Source organism: Kribbella solani (assembly GCF_014205295.1).
GTDB lineage: Bacteria > Actinomycetota > Actinomycetes > Propionibacteriales > Kribbellaceae > Kribbella > Kribbella solani.
Genome location: NZ_JACHNF010000001.1, coordinates 889127 through 909425, shown reverse-complemented (window position 1 = coordinate 909425; position 20299 = coordinate 889127). Strand labels below are relative to the sequence as shown.

Annotated in this window: 2 protein-coding genes; both read left to right on the top strand. The window is 67.1% G+C overall.

What is annotated here, in order from left to right; all coding sequences use genetic code 11:
• The first annotated feature begins 512 nt into the window (after positions 1 to 512).
• Entirely contained in the window at positions 513 to 10901 is a 10389-nt protein-coding gene (locus HDA44_RS03930) for a non-ribosomal peptide synthetase (RefSeq protein WP_184831417.1), read from the top strand.
• The gene (locus HDA44_RS03925) at positions 10894 to 20292 is read left to right on the top strand and encodes a non-ribosomal peptide synthetase (RefSeq protein ID WP_184831415.1); all 9399 of its coding nucleotides are present in this window, start codon (positions 10894 to 10896) and stop codon (positions 20290 to 20292) included. Before HDA44_RS03930 ends, HDA44_RS03925 begins: the two co-directional genes overlap by 8 nt.
• The last annotated feature ends 7 nt before the right edge of the window (positions 20293 to 20299 follow it).

Genomic DNA, 20299 nt, shown 5'->3' with positions numbered 1-20299 from the left:
CTGTGCACTCCACAGGGATTGGTCATCGAGGACGCCCTATGACGATTGGATCCGTTCAGCCGCCGCCCCCGTCGAGTCGCCGGCCGGCCGGGCCGCGCCGCGCCGCCTGTGCCCACGGCGATCGCAAGTCTTCAACGGCTCTCTGTCACCTCGGCCCGCGCGATCATCGCGGCCGGACCGCCTCCCGCCGGCGCCATCGCCGCGCCGCGTTCCGGACCGCCCGCTGGTCCGCGACGGATTGGGACCACCGCACCGGCCTGCTCGGCAGGCGCGGCCCGCGGTAGGCCCGGGAACTTCCTTTCGCCGTTACCGCGGAATTGACCTTCCGGTCCCGCTCCGGACGCTTTCACAATCATTTTCTGTGCGTTACCGGCACAGATCTGATCACCAGATCGCTCGAATCCGTGCTGCCCTTCGGTCGCGGCCGGTTCGGTGATTCTTCGGGCTGCCCTAATGCGCCGGCATGCCGAAAACAGGACGCCTCACATCCCTGATTCCGGAGGAATGCGGCTGTGCATACCCATGACGCCTCGACGTACCCGCTGACGCCCGCTCAGCAGGGAATCCTCTTCCAGTCCCGCCACGGCGGCCGAACCGGCCTCTACCACGTCCAGAACGTGTACGACCTGGCCGGCGACCTGGACCTCGGTGCCTTTCGCGACAGCTGGGCGTACGCGATGCGCCGGCACGCGGCGCTCCGCACCGGCTTTCACGCACCGGCCGGTGACGAGCCGCGACACCTCGTCGGCAACAGCGACACCGTTCCGCTCGAACAGGTCGACCTGCGAACACTCGACCCGGAACAGCAGGCCCGCGCGCTCGCGGCCCGGCTGAAATTGGATCACGAGCAACGCTTCGTACTGTCCAAGGCGCCGTTGTGGCGAGTACACGTTGCCCGGCTGGATGACGCGCGATGGCAGGTGTTGTGGAGTCTGCACTACGCGCTGCTGGACGGCACGAGCCAGGCGATCGTCATTCGGGACGTCGAGCAGGCGTACGCGCAATTGACCGCCGGCGAAACGGTGCACGAACAACAAGTGACGCAATTTCGGGATTACGTCGACTGGACAACTCACCAGGACCACAAGGACGCTGAATCCTTTTGGCGCAAGGAACTTCAGGCCGCCATCGCGGCAAGTCCACTCCCGTTCGAGCTCAAGCCGGGCACCGGTGAGGCGCCGACGTCCGCGGCGTACGCGCAGCAGGCGGTCGTACTGGACGACGGCGAGACCACCGCGTTGCGTGCGGTCGCTCAACGGCACGAGCTGACGCTGCGTACCATCGTCCAAGGAGTTTGGGCGACGTTGCTGAGCTGCTACCAGAGCACCGGCGACGTCATCTTCGGCGTCACCAGCCCCGGCCGATCCGCTGCCCTGTCAGGGATCAAGGACCTCGCCGGACTACTCGTCAACACGTTGCCGCTGCGCATGGCCGTACCGCCCTCGATGGGCTGGACGGAGTGGATGCGTGGCCTGCAGCAACGGTACGAGGAAGCACAGCGGCACGAGTACGCTCCCCTGCTGCAGATTCAGCAGTGGAGCGGGATCGGGCCGGGTGAAGAGCTCTTCCAGACGGTTGTCACGGTCGAGGAAGCACAGACTGACGGCCGGCTGGTCAAGTGCTGGGAGGAGAGCCACGCCGCGTACCCGCTGAGCATCGTGGCGACGACCGGCGATCGGCTCACGCTGACCGTGCACTACGACACCGCACGGTTCGATTCGCCGACGATCGCCCGGCTGACCGGACATCTCCGCCAGTTGATGGCGGAGCTGGTCGGCAAACCGCAGGCGTTGCTGGGTGAGCTGACGCTGCTCACGCCGGCCGAGTCGACCGAGATCGTCCGCAAGTGGAACGACACCGACACGCCGTACTCACAGCAGCTGTGTATCCAGCAACTGTTCGAGCAGCGGGTGGAAAAGGCGCCTGAGGCAACTGCCCTGCTGTTCGAGGACGAGGTGTGGACCTATCGCCAGGTCAACGAGCGGGCCAACCAGGTGGCGCACCACTTGAAGGAGCTCGGGCTCGGTCGCGGTGACCAGATCGCGATCGTGATGGAACGGTCGGCCGAGATGGTGCCGGCGCTGCTCGGGATCCTGAAGGTTGGCGCGACCTACGTTCCGCTCGATGCCAACGCGCCGGTCAAGCGCTGGCACTGGATTCTCGACTCGCTGCGGATCAAGTGCCTGCTGACCCAGGAGGTGCTCGTACCGCGAATCCGGTCCGCCGATCCGCTGCCCGACCTCGCGCACGTCGTCTGTGTCGACTCGGCGGCCGTGCTGGACCGGATGCCGGTGGGCAACCTGCCGTTGCGCGGCCGGCCGGAGGACATCGCGTACATCATCTTCACCTCCGGATCCACTGGGTCACCGAAGGGGGTTTCGGTCGCGCACTTCCCGGCGGTGAACCTGATCGAGTGGGTGAACAACACGTTCTCGGTCGGCGCCGGGGACCGCATCCTGTTCATCACCGCGCTGACCTTCGACCTGTCCGTGTACGACGTCTTCGGCATCCTGGCGGCCGGCGGGTCGATCCGGATCGCGACCGGCGAGGACGTGCAGGAGCCCGCGAACCTGCTCGCGTATCTGACCGGTGAGCCGATCACGTTCTGGGACTCGGCGCCGGCGGCGCTGATGCAGATGGTTCCGTTCCTGCCGACCGATGACGATGGATCGATCCAACCGGCGTCGCCGGCGCTGCGGCTGGTGTTCATGAGCGGTGACTGGATTCCGGTGCAGTCGCCCGAGCTGCTGAAGGCCGCGTTCCCGAACGTCAACGTCATCGGTCTTGGTGGCGCGACCGAGGCGACGGTGTGGTCGAACTTCTTCCCGATCGACGTGGTGGACCCGGCCTGGTCGAGCATCCCGTACGGGAAGCCGATTCAGAACGCGCGGTACTACGTACTCGACCGGAGCTTGCGCCCGTGCCCACTTGATGTGCCGGGTGATCTGTACATCGGTGGGCCCTGTCTGAGCGACGGGTACGCGAACGAGCCGGAGTTGACCGCGAGCAAGTACCTCGCGTCACCGTTCGCGACCGTGCCGGGTGAGCGGATCTACCGGACCGGTGACCTGGCGCGGTGGCGGCCGGACGGCAACCTGGAGTTCCTCGGGCGGACCGACTTCCAGGTCAAGATTCGCGGGTACCGGATCGAGCTTGGCGAGATCGACAGTCTGCTGACCGAGCATCCGGTGGTGCAGGACGCGGCGACCGTGGTGCGCGAGGACGAGACCGGCAACCGGTCACTGGTCTCGTATCTGGTGCCGCATCCGCAGCGGGCGCGGTCGGTCGTGCAGCGGCAGACGGACTCACTGGCTGAGCGACGGGTCGATCGGTGGCGCGAGGTGTACGACGCGTTCGATCCGGCCGCCGGGCTCTCGTCCGAGGACGGAAACGACTTCTCCGGTTGGAACAGCAGCTACACCGGGCAGGCCATCCCGGTTGAGCAGATGCGGGCGTGGCAGGAGACCACGGTGGCGCTGATCCGCCGGTACGAGCCACAGACCGTACTGGAGATCGGCTGTGGAACCGGTTTGCTGCTGCTCCCGTTGGCCGAGCACTGCGAGCGGTACTACGGAACGGACTTCTCTGCCTCGGCACTGGACGCGGTCCGGTCTCGGCTCGGGGTTGATCGCGCGGAGCGGGTCGTACTGCACCGGTGTGAGGCTGATGATCTGGCTGGGCTGGCGGTCGAACCGGTTGACACCGTGGTGATCAACTCGGTCATCCAGTACTTCCCTGGTGCTGACTACCTGCGTCGGGTACTGGACGGTGCGCTCGATCGGGTGAGTGACGGCGGGCGGATCGTCGTCGGGGACGTTCGCAGCTTTCCGTTGCTGGAGACGTTCCACGCGAGCGTTGAGATCAGCCGCGCGCCCGGCAGTACTACCCGGCAGCAGTTGCGGCAGCGCGTACAACACCGCGTACAGCAGGAAGAAGAGCTGACCGTCGCGCCGGCGTTCTTCCGGGCGTGGGCGGCGGACAGCGGCCGGGTGTCGCGGGTGGAGGTCCGGCCGCACGCTACCCGCGACGCCAACGAGATGGCGATGTTCCGGTACCAGGTGGTGCTGCACGTCGGCGGTTTGGGTGACGGCGCTGGAACGGCTGCTCCGGAGGTCGACTGGAGCGATGAGCAGCTCACGCTCGACGAGTTGTGTACGCGGCTGACGACGGATCAGCCTGCGCGGCTGCGACTGCTCAATGTGCCGAACGCGCGAGTTGAGGAAGCTGTAAGCACGCTGCGCTGGTTGAAGGGTGGATCCGGGCTGGAGACCGTTGAGGCCTGGCGCGCGCAGACGTTCGAACCGAAGGGTGTCGAGCCGGAAGAGTTGCGGGAAGCCCTGGCTGCCCTTGGCTACACCTGCGCGGTCGACTGGAGCCGCCACGGGGCTGACGGCAGTTACGCGGTCCTGATCAGCCGAGGGGCGGACGACTTCACAGCAGCTGAGCTCGTTGTACCGGGCTCGGCAGCTGATGACTGGGTGGGCTTCGCCAACGAGCCGCTCAAGGGGGAGATTCAGCAACTGCTGCTGCCTCAGCTGAAGACCTATCTGGAGGAGCGGCTGCCTGGGTACATGGTGCCGAGTGAGTTGGTGGCGCTGGATGCGCTGCCGGTGACGGCCAGCGGGAAGCTCGATCGGAACGCGCTGCTGTTGCCGCGTACGCCGGCCGTTGCCGAGTCCGCCACTCTGGTGCCGGCGCGCAACACCACCGAGGCACTGCTGGTCTCGATCTGGGAGCGCATCCTGGCCCGGTCCCCGATCGGAGTGCTCGACAACTTCTTCGACCTCGGTGGGCACTCGCTGCTCGCCGTCCAACTGGTCACCAAGATCCGCCAGGTGTTCGGCCTGGAGCTCCCGGTACGCCTGCTGTTCGACCTCCCCACGATCGCCGAGGTCGCGCTCGAACTCCAGCAACGCCAGGTCGCCGCGCTGCCCGTACCGACTCGCCCGCTCGTCGCCACCCCGCGCGGCGGTCCACTGCCCGCGACGTTCGACCAGCAGCGGCTGTTCTTCATCGACCGCCTCAGCCCGGGCACCACCTCGTACACGGTCAACTGGCTGATCCCGCTGCCGACCTACATCGAGCCGGCGATCGTCAGCAACGCGCTGCACGAGCTGATCAACCGCCACGAGCCGCTGCGTACGACGTTCCGCGAGGCCGACGGTCAGGTCTGGCAGGTGATCGCACCGGACTCCCCCATCGCCTTGCCCGAGGTCGACCTCTCCGCGCTACCCGAGGAGGAATGCGAGCAGCGCGCCAAGGCCGAGATCCGTCAGTGGTGGGACCAGCCGTTCGACCTGTCCGCCGGACCGCTACTACGCGCCGAGCTGATCAAGCTGTCCGGCACTGACCAGGTAGTGGTACTCAGCGCGCACCACACCGTGTTCGACGGCTACTCGATCGGTGTGTTCGGACAGGAGTTCCTCCAGCTCTGCCGGGCACTGGCTGATGAGGTCCCGGCTGCCCTACAGCCACTCGAGGTCCAGTACGCCGACTATGCCGTTTGGCAACAGCACTGGTTGCAGGAGGACCTGCTCGACTTCCATCTGGACTACTGGAAAGCGCAGTTGGCCGATGCACCGGAGCTGTTGACACTGCCCACTGACTTCCCGCGGCCGGACGAGCAGCGGTTCACCGGTGAGTTCCTGAATCGGCAGTTGTCGGCCGAGTTGACCGAGCAACTCGCACAGCTCAGTCGCGAGCACCAGGTGACGCAGTACATCACCATGCTCAGCAGCTTCGCGGTACTACTGTCGCGCTACAGCGGCCAGGACGTGGTGGTGATCGGCGTACCGATCGCGGACCGGTACCGCGCCGAGCTGCAACCGATGGTCGGCTTCCTGGTCAGCACGGTCGCGCTCTGCGTCGACCTGCGCGGCAACCCGAGCTTCGAGGACGTACTGGATCAGGTACGGCGGAAGCTGTTCGACGCCCAGAGCCATCAGGACATTCCGTTCGAGCGGCTGGTCGAGGCGCTGCGCCCGGTGCGCGACCTTGGTCACAACCCGGTGTTCCAGGTGATGTTCGCGGACGAGAGCCTGCCGATGCTGGACCACGCGTCCGCACTGGCGCAACCGAAGCCGTGGATGCGTGAGCTGGCTGAACAGGGCATGAGTGTCGGCGTCTCCCGGTTCGACCTGACGCTGATGATCCAGTCCGCGCCGGAGGGACTGCGGTTCGGGTTCGAGTACAGCACTGATCTGTTCGCGGAGCCGACCGTTGCCCGGATGGCCGACCACTTCGAGCTGTTGCTCCAGTCGGTGCTGACGCATCCAGAGGGTCGTGTACAGCACCTGCCGATGATCGACGACGCCGAACGCCGGCAACTCACCGCTGCTGCTCAGGGCACCCGGACCGAGGTGACAGTCAAGCCGGTTCATCAGCTCTTCCAGGACTTGGCCGAGCAGCGCCCGGACCAGGTGGCTGTGACCTTCGGCGACCACCAGGTCACGTACGAAGCGCTGGAACAGCACTCGAACCAGCTGGCCCAGCTACTGCTCGGCTGCGGCGTCGGCCGGGAGAGTCTGGTCGGGTTGTGCATCTCCCGTTCGGTGGAGCTGATCGTCGCCACGCTCGCAGTACTGAAAGCCGGCGGCGCGTACGTACCGCTCGACCCGTCCTACCCGCGTGACCGGTTGGCGTACTTGGTGGATGACGCGGCGATGTCAGTAGTACTGGCGCAGCAGTCGGCCGTGGACGTGCTCCCCGAGTCCGACGCGACGACCGTGACCGTCGAAGACGCTTGGGCCGAGCTCGCGCAACTCCCGGCGACACCACCGGCGCTCGACAGCACAACCGACGACCTGGCGTACGTGATGTACACGTCAGGCTCGACCGGACGGCCGAAGGGCGTTGCTGTCACGCATGCCGATGTCGCGTACTTGGCGATGGACAGCCGGTTCGAGAAGCACGAGTGCGTGCTGCTGCATTCGCCGCAGGCGTTCGACGCGTCAACGTACGAGCTGTGGGCGCCGTTGCTTTCCGGCGGTCGGGTCGTACTCGCGCCGCCTGGTGCGATCAGCCCGGAGGTGTTGCGCGAGCTCGTGCCGACGTACGCGATCTCGGCTGCCTGGCTGACCGCGGCGTTGTTCCATCTGTTTGCCGAGGAGGATCCCGGGTGCATGTCCGGGCTGGCCGAACTCTGGGCCGGTGGTGACGCGGTGCAGGCGGACGCGGTGCGCCGGGTACGCGCGGCCTGTCCCGGATTGACGATCGTTGACGGCTACGGGCCGACCGAGACGACTACGTTCGCGACCAGCTACCGGATCGCGCCGACGGATGACGTGCCGTCGCTGATCCCGATCGGGCGGCCGCTGGACAACATGGCCGGGCTGGTTCTCGATGCGGGGATGGAGCCGGTTCCGGTCGGGGTTGCCGGTGAGCTGTACCTCGGCGGCGCCGGGCTGGCACGCGGCTACCTGCGCCGACCGGACCTGACGGCCGAGCGCTTCGTCGCCAACCCGTTCGGCAGCGACGGCGCGGGAGGTGCGGGCAGCACGGGTGGCGCGGGTGGGCGGTTGTATCGGACCGGGGATTTGGCCCGGTTGCGGGTGGACGGCACCATCGAGCTGCTCGGACGGGCCGACGACCAGGTCAAGATCCGCGGGTTCCGGGTCGAGCCGGGCGAGATCGAGGCCACCCTCGCGCAGCATCCCGACGTCCGTGAGTGCGCCGTCCTCGTCCACGGCAACAGCAAGCGGCTGGTCGCGTACGTCCGGCCGCGAGACACCCTCGTCGTCGAGGACCTGCAGTCCTTCCTCAGCGAACGGCTGCCCGACTACATGGTCCCCGGCGTGTACGTGCCGGTGCCGTCGCTTCCGCTCAGCCCGAACGGCAAGGTCGACCGGAAGGCACTCGCGGAAGTGCCGTGGGAGGACCACTCCGCGAGCGGACGCGAGTACGTCGCGCCGCGGACCGCCGTCGAGCGGCAGCTCGCGCGGATCTGGCAGGGCGTACTCGGCGCGCGCCGGCCGATCGGCCTACACGACAGCTTCTTCGCGCTCGGCGGTGACTCGATCCTCAGCCTGCAGGTGGTGTTCCGCGCCCGCCAGGTCGGGCTGCACTTCGCGGTCAAGCACCTGTTCCAGTACCAGACGATCGCCGAGCTCGCTCCGATCGCCCAGCAACAGCAAGCACCGGATCTGCAGGCCGAGCAAGGGCTGGTGACCGGTCCGGCCGAGCTGACACCCGTGCAGCGCTGGTTCTTCGAGCAGAACCTCACCAACCCCGACCACTTCAACCAGTCCGTGCTGATCGACGTGCCGGCGGAGGCCGACTGGGACCGCGTACTACGCCAACTGCTCGCACATCATGATGCCCTGCGCACCCGCTTCCAGTACGACGGGACCGAGTGGCGGGCCGAAATTGCCGGGCTCCCCGACGCGGTGCCCTTCGAGGTACACCAACTCGGCGACCTGCCCGAGATCGCGGCGCGGGTCCAGGCCGACCTCGATCTTGCCGACGCGCCACTCGTACGCGCCGTCCTGTTCACTGGCGAACAGTCGAAGCTGCTCCTCGTCGTCCATCACCTGGTCGTCGATGTCGTCTCCTGGCGCATCATCGTGGAAGACCTCCACACGCTGCTGCGCGACGAGCCCTTGCCGCCCAAGACGACCTCTTGGCCGCAGTGGGGCAGCAGGCTCGGCCAAGCCGTCGTACCCGGCGAGCTGGCCTACTGGAACGAGCAGGCCACTCCGACCCGGCCGATCCCCCTCGACCGGCCCGCGGACGACAACTCCATCGGCCACAGCAGTGTGTACGAAGCCGTGCTCGGCGTGGACGAGACCGACGCGCTGCTGCATGACGTCCCGGCTACCTTCAACACCCAGATCAACGATGTGCTCCTGACGGCGGTCGCCGCGGCGATAGGTGCCTGGACACATGACGACCACGTCCGGATCGACCTCGAAGGGCACGGCCGCGAGGACTTGTTCGCCGATGTGGACGTCACCCGGACCGTCGGCTGGTTCACGACCATCTCGCCGGTCCGGCTGCCGGTGCCCAGTGACCTCACCCAGGGGCTCAAGCAGATCAAGGAACAGCTGCACGACCGGCCACGGCGCGGCATCGGGTACGGACTACTTGCGTACGGCACCGACTTCGACAGGCAAGCTCCGGCGCAGATCAGCTTCAACCACCTCGGTCAGTTCGAGCATGCGCTCGGGTCGGCCGGACCGGACTGGGATGCGGACAACCAGCGCCCGTACCTGATCGACATCGTCAGCCACCTCCGCGACGGCCAGCTGCACGTGGAGTGGACCTACAGCCAGGCGCACGACGAGCGCACGATCAAACGGGTCGCCGAGCAGACGCTGGACACGCTCCGGCAGCTCGCCGCCGAAGCCAACCGGGCCGAGGTGAACGGGTACAGCCCATCGGACCTTCCCCTGAGTGGTCTGTCCCAGACAGGTATCGACAGCCTGTGCAACGAGCTTCGGGCACACCCCCGGTGGGCGGCCGCTCGACGACCGCTCGAGGACTGCTACCCGCAAACACCAATCCAGCAAGGTCTCTGGTTCCAGAGTCAAATCGCGGAAGGCGAAGGTGTCTATCACGTCCAGCTGATCCTGCGGTTCGACCACCCCAACCTGGACGTCGCCGCCTTCCGGCAGAGCTGGTCGCAGGTCATGCGCCGGCACCCGATCCTCCGCACCAGCTTCTCCGGAGCCGATGCCGACCAGCCGCTGCAGCTCGTCTGGGACGCCCTCGACGTACCACTGCGAACCGAGGACTGGCGTACGGACAACCAGCTCACCCACTACCTCGAACAGGATCGCGCGCGAGCCTTCGTACCGGAGGATGCGCCGCAGTGGCGACTGCTACTGGCTCGCACCGGCGAGAGCAGCTACCAGCTGGTGTGGAGCGCGCACCACGCGATCCTGGACGGCTGGAGCATCCACCTGATCCTGAACGATGTCGCGCACTACTACGAGGCGAACAGAACCGGTGAGCGGCCGGCTACCCCGCCGTACCGCGACTACGTTGCCTGGTTGCAGGAGCAGGACCTGCAGGAGGCCGAGGCGTACTGGCGCCAAGCTCTGGAAGAGCTACAGCCACCAACTCCGCTGTCTGCCGAGCCCCGGACCACCGGAGCCGGTCAGGCCCGGGCGGATCGTCAGCTGAGCCCTGCTCTGACAGCTGAGCTTCGCGAGTTCGCCCACCGTCACCAGCTCACACTGAACACCGTCCTGCAAGGTGCGTGGGCGCTGCTGCTCAGTAGGCAGACCAACTCGACCGATGTCACCTTCGGCACGATCACCTCCGGCCGGCCTCCGCATCTGCCGAGCGTCGAGAACATGGTCGGTCTGTTCATCAACACGCTGCCGCTGCGCATCCGTACGCCGCATCAGTCCGGCGTACTGGACTGGCTGCATCAACTGCAGCAGCGCAACGTACACATGCGGCAGTACGACTACACGCCGCTCAACCAGATCCAGCAGTGGGCGGCACTGCCAACCGGTACGCCGCTGTTCGACACGCTGTTCGTGTTCGAGAACTACCCGGTCGGCCGCGACGACGCTGCGTCCTTGCAGTTCGAGCTGGTTGATTCCGAGGAGCGCAGCAACTACCCACTGGCTCTGGTCGTGGCGGTTGAGGAGGCGGTCGCGCTGTCGGCGCAGTACGACGCCGGGTACTTCGACGAGCGCACGGTCAGTCGCCTGCTGGCGCAGTTCGAGCAGATCTGTACGCAGCTGGTCCGGCAACCAGGCATCCGGCTCGGCGAGATCACCGTACTGACCGACGAAGAGCGGCGGCGCGTACTGGAGCAGGGCGAGACCGACGGGACCGACCTGACGACGTTCCTGGACGGGATCGCGAGCGGCGAGGAGCGGTTCATCCTTGAGCAACTGCTCGCGGAGGTACAGGCCAGCACCGATCGAGAGGAGTCGGACAATGAGTGAATCCCTTGCCCAGCGAGTCGGGAACCTCTCGACCGAGCAGCAGACCGCACTGCGGCAGCGGCTCGAACAACTGCACCGCCCGGCGCCCTTCCACGAGCTGTTCCGCGAGCGGGCCGAGCGGTACCCGGACCGGGTAGCGGTGGCGTACGGCGGCCACCAGCTGACGTACGGAGCACTGGACGAGTGGTCCAACCGGCTGGCGCACAACCTCCAGGCCCGTGGAGTCGGCCGGGAGAGTCTGGTCGGCCTCTGCATCTCGCGCTCGCTGGAGATGGTCATCGGCCTGCTGGCCATCCTCAAGGCCGGTGCCGCGTACGTCCCGCTCGATCCGGCATACCCACGCGAGCGGCTCGAGTACATGGTCACCGACAGCGCTACGTCGATCGTGCTCGCGCAGCGCGGCACGGTCGACGTCCTGCCTGTCAACGAGGCGACAGTGCTGACCATCGAGGAGCTGTGGGAGCAGCTCAGTCAGCTGCCCACCGAACCTCCGGCGCCAGACAGCAGCACGGACGACCTCGCGTACGTGATCTACACGTCGGGCTCGACCGGCCGGCCCAAGGGCGTCGCCGTGACCCACCGCGGGTTCCGTGCACTCACCCAATGGCAGCAGCGGAACTACGGCCTGGAAACACCCCAGCGCGTACTGCAGGGGACCTCGCTCAACTTCGACATCTCGGTCTGGGAACTCGCCATGGCCCTGCTGTCCGGTGGCACGCTCGTGCTGCCGCCGCCGGACCTGCCGATGATGGGCCCGGCGCTGGCCGAGCTGCTGCTCGAGGAGTACGTCGAGAACGTCAGCCTGACGCCGTCCGCGCTGTCGACGCTGCCCGAGGACTCGCTGCCGTCGGTGCGCTGTCTCACTGTCGGCGGCGAACCCTGCCCGCTCGACCTGGTCCGCGCCTGGGCGAACGGCCGCATATTCGTCAACGGCTACGGCCCGACCGAAACCACCGTCGGCGTCTGCCTGGCGCAGTACACCAGTGATCTGGCGCGGGTGCACATCGGCCGGCCGCTGACCGGGACCAAGCTGTACATCCTGGACGACAGCCACCAGCCGCTGCCCGAAGGCGTCGCGGGCGAGTTGTACGTCGGCGGTGCCGGGGTGGCTCGTGGGTACCTCGGCCGGCCGGATCTGACCGCCGACCGCTTCGTCGCGGACCCGTTCGGCGGCGACGGCGGCCGGCTGTACCGGACCGGTGACCTGGCCCGGATGCTCCCCGACGGCAACCTGGAGTTGCTCGGACGGGTCGACGACCAGGTCAAGATCCGCGGGTTCCGGGTCGAGCTCGGCGAGATCGAGGCCACGCTGGCGCTGCATCCGGAGGTACGCCAGGTCGCTGTTCTGCTGCACGAGCAGAAGCGGCTGATCGCGTACCTCAAGCCACGGGACACGCTCGACGTGGACGAGCTGCGGTCGTTCCTGAGCGACCGGCTGCCCGAGTACATGATCCCGGCCGGCTTCGTCGCCCTGGACAGCCTGCCGGTGACGACGAACGGCAAGATCGACCGGAAGGCACTGACCGCCGTACCCATCGACCCCGCGGCCGCCGGCCGGGACCACGTCGCGCCAAGAACGCCGGTCGAGCAGCACCTCGCCGAGATCTGGCAGTCGGTGCTGGGCCTCGACCAGCCGGTGGGAGTGCAGGACAGCTTCTTCGCGCTCGGCGGTGACTCGATCCTCAGCCTGCAGGTGGTGTTCCGCGCGAAGCAGCTCGGCCTGCACTTCACCGTCAAACAGTTCTTCCAGCACCCGACCATCGCCGAGCTCGCTCCCGTGGTGCAGGAGCGTGCCGCCACGACTCTCGACGCCGACCAGGGCATCGTCACCGGGCCGGTCGACCTCACTCCGATCCAGCGCTGGTTCCTGTCGCGGCAGCTCACCAACCGCAACCACTTCAACCAGTCGGTACTCATCGACGTACCCGCCGACGTCGACTGGCCTCGCGTACTGCGCCGCCTGCTCGAACAGCACGACGTACTGCGGACCCGCTTCCACCAGGACGGCGAAACCTGGCGGGCTGAGATCACCGGTGTACCCACTGAGCTGCCCTTCCAGGTGCACGAGCTGGACGAGCTCACGGACGTCGTGGGACAGGTGCAAGCCAGCCTGGACATTGCCGAGGCACCGCTCGTCCGGGCAGTGCTCTTCTCGGACTCGAAGCTGCTACTGGTCATCCATCACCTCGTGGTCGACGTCGTCTCCTGGCGCATCCTGCTCGAAGACCTGCGTACGCTGATCAGCAACGAGCCGCTGCCGCCGAAGACCACCTCCTGGCAGCACTGGGCCGCCCGCCTCACGCAGGACGTACCGGCTGACGAGCGCGACTACTGGGCGGAACAGACCCAACCGGTACGACCGCTACCCCTCGACGGACCCACCGACCGGAACACCGTCGACCGCAGCCGCGTCGTTGACACCGTTCTGACTGTCGCGGAGACCAATGCGCTGCTGCACGCCGTGCCGGCCCGGTTCAACACGCAGATCAACGACGTGCTGCTGACCGCAGTAGCGGCCGCGGTCGGCGCCTGGACTCAGGACGGCAACGTACGGATCGACCTGGAAGGACATGGTCGGGAGGAGCTCTTCGAAGAGGTCGATGTCACCCGGACTGTCGGCTGGTTCACCACGGTCTCACCTGTTCGACTGCCTGTTCCGACCGGTCTCGGCGACGGTCTCAAGCAGGTCAAGGAGTCGCTACGGCAACGCCCACGCAACGGCATCGGGTACGGGCTGCTTGCGGACGGCACTGAGCTACCTGCGGAGATCAGCTTCAACTACCTCGGCCAAGTCGACCAGTCCTTCGGTTCGGTCGGACCGGACGAGGACGGGCGCAACGAACGTCCGTACCTGATCGACATCGTCGGCCACCTCCACGCCGGCCGGCTGCGGTTGCGGTGGGTCTACAACCACGACGCGCACCGCCGGCAGACCATCCGGCGGGTGGCAGACCAGGCCCGCGACGTGCTGCGGCAGCTCGGCGAGGAGGCGGCCCGGCCGGAGGTCAACGGCTACTCCCCCGCCGATCTCCCGTTGAGTGGGATGAACCAGGACGCCCTGGACACCCTGATCGGCGAGTTGCAGGAACACCCTGCGTGGACCTCGGCACCACGTCCGCTCGAGGACTGCTACCCGCAGACGCCCATTCAGCAAGGACTCTGGTTCCACAGCCGGTACGCGCAGGGTGAAGGCATCTACCACGTCCAGCTGATCGTACGGATCGACCACGACCTGGAGGTCGCCACCTTCCAGCAGGCATGGGCGTACGTGATGCGCCGCCACCCGATTCTGCGCACCAGCTTCCGCGAGACCGATCAGCTCGTCTGGAACACCCTCGACGTACCGCTGCGGACGCAGGACTGGCGTTCCGGCAACGCCGACGAGCTCCTCCAGCAGTACCTCGGTCATGATCGCGAGCGTGGTTTCGTACCGCCGGACGCGCCGCAGTGGCGGATGCTGCTCGCCCGCACCGCGGACAGCTCCTACCAGCTGGTGTTCAGCGCCCACCACGCGATCCTGGACGGCTGGAGCATCGGCCTGGTCCTGAACGATGCCGCTGAGTACTACGACGCGCTCGCCGCCGGTAGTCACCTCACCAACTTGCCCGTGCTGCCGTACCGCGAGTACGTCGCCTGGCTGGAGCAGCAGGACCTGCACCAGGCCGAGAGCTACTGGCGCGAGACCCTCCAAGGACTCGAACCGCCCACTCCGCTCGGCTCGCGGATCACTGACGGTCCAGACCAGCTGGCTCCGCAGCTCCGGACCGACTTCTTCCTCACCGAGAGCGAAAGCACCCGCCTCCGGGACTTCGCGCAAGCGCATGGACTGACGCTCAACGTCGTCCTGCAAGGCGCCTGGGCACTACTGCTCAGCCGGTACGCGCGAACGGACGACGTGGTCTTCGGAACGGTCAGTGCGGGCCGGCCGGGTGACCTGGATGGTGTCGACCGGATGGCCGGTCTCTTCATCAACACATTGCCGCTGCGCGTCCAGGTGCCTCCGGGTACGTCCGTAGTCGAGTGGCTCGGCCAACTGCAGGAGCAGACCGTACAGCTCCGCCAGTACGACTACAGCCCGCTCGGGCAAGTGCAGCAGTGGAGCGAGCTCCCACCGGGTACGCCACTGTTCGACACACTGTTCGTCTTCGAGAACTACCCGGAGGACACCCGGCGTACGGGCGGACTGCGGCTCGAGGCGACCAGCTCGCGGGAGCAGACGCACTACCCGTTGAACGTCGTGATCACAGCGGACGCGCGGATCGGTGTGAACGTCTTCTTCGACCCGCAGCGGTTCGACGACCCCTCGATCGAGTCACTCTTCGAGCACCTGCGCCACATCTGCCTTGACCTGGCGGCCACACCGGACAAGCCGCTCGGCCAGGTCGCGATGGTCACTGACCACGAGCGCAGCCTCGCTGTGGAGGTGTGGAGCAGCGAGAGCACCTCCGAGGACGGACCGACGTATCTGCACGAGCTGTTCCGCGAGCAGGTCCGGGTGACTCCGGACTCGGTCGCCGTCGTGTACCACGACGAGCAGCTGAGCTACGTCGAGCTGAACAGCCGTGCCAACCAGCTGGCGCACTGGCTGCGCGACCACGGCGTCGGACCGGAAACCCTGGTCGGCCTCTGCCTTGAACGCTCGCTGGAGAGCGTGATCGGCCTGCTGGCGGTCCTCAAGGCCGGTGGAGCGTACGTCCCGATCGACCCGCGCTACCCACTGGAACGGATGTCGTACGTAGTGCGCGACGCCGGCCTGGTTCTGCTCCTGACCCAGTCACATCTGCTGCCAAAGGTACCCGCGGCCGACCTGCCGACGCTCTGTCTGGACACCGACTGGGCGTCAGTGGCGTCGGACCGGACCGAGTCACCGGTGAGCGGGCTGACCCCCGAGAACCTCGCCTACCTCATCTACACCTCCGGCTCGACCGGGAAGCCGAAGGGCGTCATGGTCGCCCACGAGTGCCTCCAGCACGTCGCGCCGTGGATCGACCGGAACGCCTGCTTCAGCCGGCGCCAGAACGTCCTGCAGGTGGCGTCGCTCAGCTTCGACTTCTCGGTCTGGGAGATCCTGCTGCCGCTGATGACCGGCGGCACCCTGGTGATCCCGCCCGAGGGCCTGCGGATGATCGGCGACGACCTGCACGGCGTCCTGACCGAGCGTGCCATCGAGAGTCTGAACTTCACCCCGGGCGCGCTGGCCACGCTCCCGACCGAGCCGCCGCTGCCGCACCTGCGCACGCTGGTCGTCGGCGGCGAGGCGTACCCCGCGGACCTGATCCGGACCTGGGCGCCCGGCCGTGACTTCTTCAACGTGTACGGACCGACCGAGACGACGATCTTCGCCACCGGCACGCACACCGACGAGAACCTCGACGTCATCCACATCGGCCGGCCGATCACCAACGCGCGCGTCTATGTCCTCGACTCCACCCTCCAGCCGGTCCCGCCGGGCGTACCCGGGGAGCTGTACATCGGCGGCGCCGGTCTGACCCGGGGCTACCTGAACCGGGCCGGACTGACGGCCGAGACGTTCGTCGCGGACCCGTTCGGCCCGGAGCCCGGCGGGCGGCTGTACAAGAGCGGTGACCTGGTTCGGTACCTGCCGGACGGGAATGTGGAGTTCGTCGGGCGCACGGACAACCAGGTGAAGATTCGCGGGTTCCGGATGGAGCTCGGCGAGATCGATGCGGTCCTCGACCAGCACCCGCTCGTACACAGCTGCGTCACGCTCGCCCAACCGGATGGCTCCAGCCGGCGGTTGGTGGCGTACGTCGCCGCGCACGAGCAACCGGCTGACCTGACCGACCTGCTCAAGGCGCACCTGCGGGAGCAACTGCCCGCGTACATGGTCCCGTCGACCTTCGTACTGCTTGATCGGCTGCCGCTGAACAGCAACGGCAAGGTGAACCGCAAGGAACTCCCGCTGCCCGGCGACAACCCAGCTTCCCGTACCGGCGCCACTCCCCCGCGCAGCGCGACCGAGGCCCAGCTAGCGGGCATCTGGGCGGAGGTGCTCGAGCAGGGGTCGCTGGGTGTCTTCGATGACTTCTTCAGCCTCGGCGGGCACTCCCTGCTGGCTACCAAGGTGGTTGCCCGGGTGCAGCAGACATTCGCGGTCCAGCTGCCGGTCCGGGTGATCTTCGAGCAGCCGACGATCGCGCAGGTCGCGGCCGAGGTCGACCAGCTCGTGCGGCTCGACCAGGCCGGTGGGGCTGTCCCGCTGGTCCCGGTACCGCGCGACGGGCGGATTCCGGCGACGTTCGATCAGCGCCGGGTCTGGTACTTGGAGCGGCTGCACCCCGACAGTCCGCTGTACACCGTTGGCTGGCTGCTGCACCGCACCAGTGCGGTCGACCCGGACCGGCTGCGACGTGCGCTAGGTGAGCTGATCCAGCGGCACGAGACACTACGCACTACCTTCGAGGAGGCCGACGGTCGGTTGTGGCAAACCATCGCCGACACCGGCCCGGTCGTCCTCTCGGTGGCCGATCTACCTAGGTACGACGAGCAGTCGGTGCAGGCGCTCACCCACGAGCTGTGGACCGAACCGTTCGATCTGAGCACCGGACCGCTGTTCCGGGTGCTGCTCATCCAGCTCCCCGGTGACGAGGCCGTACTGGCCTTCAGCGCGCATCATGCGATCGTCGACGGCTACTCGGTCGGGACCCTGAACGCCGAGCTGTTCGCGCTGTACAACTCGGAGACGCTCGATCCGCTGCCGATCCAGTACGCCGACTACGCCGTCTGGCAGGAGCAGTGCCTGCAGGAGGAGCGCGTACGGCCGCATCTGGAGTACTGGAAGGAGCAGTTGGCGGATGCGCCGGCGCTGATCTCGCTGCCGACCGATCACCCACGACCTGCCGTCCAGACCTACGAGGGCGCCAACCTGACCTGTCTGCTGTCGGCTGAGCTGACTGACCGGCTGGACGCGCTCAGTCGGGACACGCGGACGACGCACTTCGTGACGATCCTTGGCGCGTTCGCGGTCCTGCTGTCGCGTTACAGCGGTCAGGACCAGGTGGTGATCGGCATCCCGATCGCCAACCGCGGCCGGGTCGAAACCGAGCCGCTGATCGGATTCCTGGTCAACACGGTCGCGCTCCGCGTCGATCTCAGTGGCGATCCGGACTTCACCGCGGTACTCGACCAGGTCCGCCGGAAGCTGCTGGAAGCGCAGAGCCGGCAGGAGGTGCCGTTCGACCGGATCGTCGAGGAGCTGCGGCCGGAGCGCAGTTTGAGCTACCAGCCGCTGTTCCAGGTGATGTTCGCCGGGCTGGACGAGCTGTTCGAGGACACCGCGGACGAGCAGCCGGAGTGGATTCACGACGTGACCCAGGCCGGCGTCGGGGTGTCGAAGTTCGACCTGGGACTCAGTCTGCAACGCCGAAGCGGCCGCCTGCAGTTCACCTTCGAGTACAGCACCGCGCTGTTCGAGCAGAGCACGGTTTCGACGTTTGGCGAGCACTTCCAGACGCTGCTGGCCGGCGTCGCGGACCAGCCACGCACTCCGGTCGCGCAGCTCCCACTGCTCGGCGTCAGCGAGCGCGAGCAGATCCTGTCCGAGCGAAACGCGACCTACGACGCCGACATGCTGCGGCCGACCACACTGCATGACCTGTTCGAGGAGCAGGTACGCAGTAGTCCTGACCGGATCGCGCTGTCGTTCGAGGACGATCAGCTGACGTACGGCCAACTGGATGCCCGTGCCAACCAACTGGCACGCACGCTGCAACAGCACGGCGTCGGTCCGGAGACTCGGGTCGGTGTCTGTCTGCAGCGGTCGCTGGAGCTGGTCATCGGACTGCTGGCGATCCTCAAAGCAGGTGGTGCGTACGTACCACTCGACCCGTCCTATCCGCCGGACCGGATCGCGTACATGGCCGAGAACGCACAGCTGGGCATCGCACTCGTCGAGCCTGGTCAGTTGGAGTTCCTCGACGACGTACGGCTGATCGAGGTCCGCGACGATCACCTGACCAGTACGGCTCCGCTCGACGTGGACCTCAGCCCGGACAACCTGGCGTACGTCATCTACACGTCAGGTTCCACCGGACGGCCGAAGGGTGCGATGTTGTCGCACCGCGGCATCTGCAACCGGCTGCTCTGGATGCAGAGTGAGTACGAGCTGCAGGCGCACGACCGGGTCCTGCAGAAGACACCGTTCAGCTTCGACGTGTCGGTGTGGGAGTTCTTCTGGCCGCTCATCACTGGCGCGCGACTGCATCTCGCCCGTCCCGACGGTCATCGCGACCCGGCGTACCTCGCGGAGCTGATCGAACGACAGGGCATCGGCGTACTGCACTTCGTACCGTCCATGCTGGAGGCGTTCCTCCGGCAGCGAACGGTTCGCGAACGCTGTACGGGCCTCCGGGATGTGGTGTGCAGTGGCGAGGCGCTGCCGCTCGACGTGCAGGAGCAGTTGCAGGAGGCGCTGCCGGGCACGCGGCTGCACAACCTGTACGGCCCGACCGAGGCGTCGGTCGATGTGAGCTTCTGGGAGTGCGCTGCCGGTGCGACCACGGTTCCGATCGGCCGGCCGGTGGCGAACACCCAGCTGTACATCCTGGATCGGGCGATGGCGCCGGTGCCCGACGGTGTGATCGGCGAGTTGTTCATCGGCGGAGTGCAACTGGCTCGCGGGTACTTGGCTCGTCCCGATCTGACCGCCGAGCGATTCGTCGCGAACCCGTTCGGTCCGGGCCGCTTGTACGCGACCGGTGACCTGGCCCGGTTCCGGGCGGACGGCGCGATCGAGTACGCCGGCCGGAAGGATCATCAGGTCAAGATCCGTGGCTACCGGATCGAGATCGGCGAGATCGAGGCGGTGCTGACCGACCATCCGGCGGTCCGGTCGGCGGTGATCGTGCTGCACGAGGTCACGGCCGCTGACAAACGGCTGGCCGCGTACCTCACCACGGTGCCGGGCCGACCAGCGACCGAGGACGAGCTGCGGTCGCATCTGTTGGAGCGGTTGCCGGAGTACGCCGTGCCGACGTACTTCGTGGCACTGGACGAACTGCCGTTGTCGGCCAACGGCAAGGTCGACCGCAAGGCGTTGCCGGACCTGTCCGAGATCATCGAACAGGCCCAGACGGGCGACACCTACGTACCGCCGACAACCGCGACCGAGGCGGTGCTGACCGAGCTCTGGGCGCGGCTGCTGAAGCTGGATCGGGTCGGAATCCAGAGCGACTTCTTCGGGCTCGGCGGCCATTCGTTGCTGGTGGCATCGATGGCGACCGAGGTCCAGGAACGCTGGGACATCGCACTGATGCTGCCGATGGTCTACCAGAACCGGACCGTCGCCCAGCTCGCCGTCGCCGTCGACGAGCTGGTCGCCGGCGGCGAGGACGACCGCCCGGACGCTTCCGAACTGTTCGATCTGTTGTGACCCGCGC